Below are 1,972 nucleotides of genomic sequence, written 5' to 3'. Positions count from 1 at the left end.
GGGTATACTTACCTTGATGGACGCCTGGAGTTCTGACAAGACGAGGGTCATAATCTATGGCGCAGGCGCGGCGGGCATTCAGTTGGCATCCGCTCTGCGCCAGTCCAGAGAATTATCGCCCGTCGCTTTTGTGGATGACAACCCGTCGTTACGCGGATTGATCGTCTCGGGCCTGAAGGTGCAATCGCCTGCCGCGTTGGAAAACCTGGTCGCGCAGGGCAAGATTGAACGCGTTTTGCTGGCAATGCCTTCTATTTCCTCTGCGCGTCGGGATGCCATCCTGACAGGGCTGATTGATCTGGACTGTGAGGTGCAAATTTTACCCTCCTATGTGGATCTTGTCGCGGGTAAGGGCCAGGCAGATGAGCTGCGGACAGTTACACCTGACGCACTCTTGGGGCGAGATAAGGTGGATCTGGATATTCCGGATGTGGCTAAGACCTACGCAGGCCGTAGTGTGATGGTGACGGGCGCCGGCGGTTCAATCGGTTCGGAGCTGTGTCGCCAACTCGTTGGAACTGCACCGGCCCATATAGTGCTGTTTGAGCGTTCGGAGATTGCGCTTTATCAGATTGATCGCGAGTTGCGTCCAATTGCTGAAAATGCGGGAATTATTGTGACAACGCGGCTTGGTTCTGTGACGGATGCGCGTCGGGTGCTTGAGGTCATGAAGGAAACGGGCACAGAGATAGTACTCCATGCGGCAGCTTATAAACATGTTCCATTGGTTGAAGAGAATGAATTAGAAGGCGCCCGAAACAACGTTCTGGGCACGCAGGTTGTAGCGGAAGCGGCAATGGCTATGGGAGTAGAGCGCTTCATCCTAATTTCTACTGACAAGGCGGTTCGGCCTACCAACATTATGGGGGCGACTAAGCGGCTTGCTGAACTGGTGGTGCAGGACCTTCAAACGCGCTCTGACAAAACTAAATTTTCTATGGTGCGCTTTGGCAATGTGCTGGGCAGCTCAGGCTCCGTGCTACCGCTTTTTGAGCAGCAGATCCGTCGCGGTGGGCCTGTGACTGTTACGCATCCAGAAGTCACGCGTTTCTTTATGACTATCCCCGAAGCGGCGCGCCTTGTTTTGCTGGCCGGGGCCTATGCAACAGGTGGCGATGTTTTCGTACTTGATATGGGCGAACCAATGAGGATTATTGATATTGCGCGGCGCATGATCACATTGTCAGGCCGGACAATTCTAGAGAATGGTGAGGGTGATATCGAGATACAAATCATAGGTATGCGCCCGGGTGAAAAGCTCTATGAAGAATTATTGATTGATGATGATAGTCTAGGGGCTACGCCGCATAGTAAAATTCTGCGTGCCGAGGAAAAAATGCTGAGCCAGATCGAGATTATTGCCATCTTGCGCGAACTAGAGCTAATTCTGAAAACAGGCGACATTAGGGGGCTTCGCAAACTTATCGAAACTCGCGTGGATGGATATCACCAGCAAGATCAGTTGGCCCTTTAACGGTTTTAGACATGATTTCTAGATACTTACGAGCTAACGTAGGATAGCTTCGGTTGATTAGAATCCATGCTTTACCTCGCGCACCAATTTCCTCGCGAGTAGCCTTGGACATTTGAGCATAGCGCATGATTTCATTCTGTAGTGCTTCCACCTCGCCTGATGGGACAAAGCTTCCGCACTCGGCTTCCGTAATCATCGATGGGTACCCCGTGTAAGAGGCGAGGATGGGCTTTCCAGCCAACATGTAGTCGATGATCTTATTCAGTGATAAACCGAACTCCCAGACTTTTGATGGCAGCACTGAAAAATAGAGTAAATCGCACTGGCTCAATACCGATTGAACCATTGCTTTAGGAACACCCGGCGCAAAGGTTATATTGGGTAGTTCAGCACAGCGGTTTTGGTAGTCGGCTTTCAAGTCTCCTTCACCAATGATCAGGAAATGTATGTCATGGTTGTTTTTCATGCGTTCGGCACAAGAGAGCAGTGTCTCTAGAC

2 protein-coding genes are annotated in these 1,972 nt (G+C 51.1%); one reads left to right on the top strand and one right to left on the bottom strand.

The window, feature by feature from the left end; translation table 11 throughout:
* A partial coding sequence (locus WBC85_RS10910; protein WP_424436661.1) for a polysaccharide biosynthesis protein occupies nucleotides 1-1,474 on the top strand: 1,474 nt, incomplete at its 5' end.
* Here WBC85_RS10910 and WBC85_RS10905 read toward each other — a convergent pair.
* A partial coding sequence (locus tag WBC85_RS10905) for a glycosyltransferase (protein ID WP_424436658.1) occupies nucleotides 1,422-1,972 on the bottom strand: 551 nt, incomplete at its 5' end. The two genes, WBC85_RS10910 and WBC85_RS10905, sit on opposite strands and share 53 nt — an antisense overlap.

Origin of the sequence: Planktotalea sp. (genome assembly GCF_049680325.1) — a bacterium.
Lineage (GTDB): Bacteria > Pseudomonadota > Alphaproteobacteria > Rhodobacterales > Rhodobacteraceae > Planktotalea.
The sequence above is the reverse complement of the archived record's forward strand: the minus strand, read 5'-3'. Positions and strand labels throughout refer to the sequence as shown.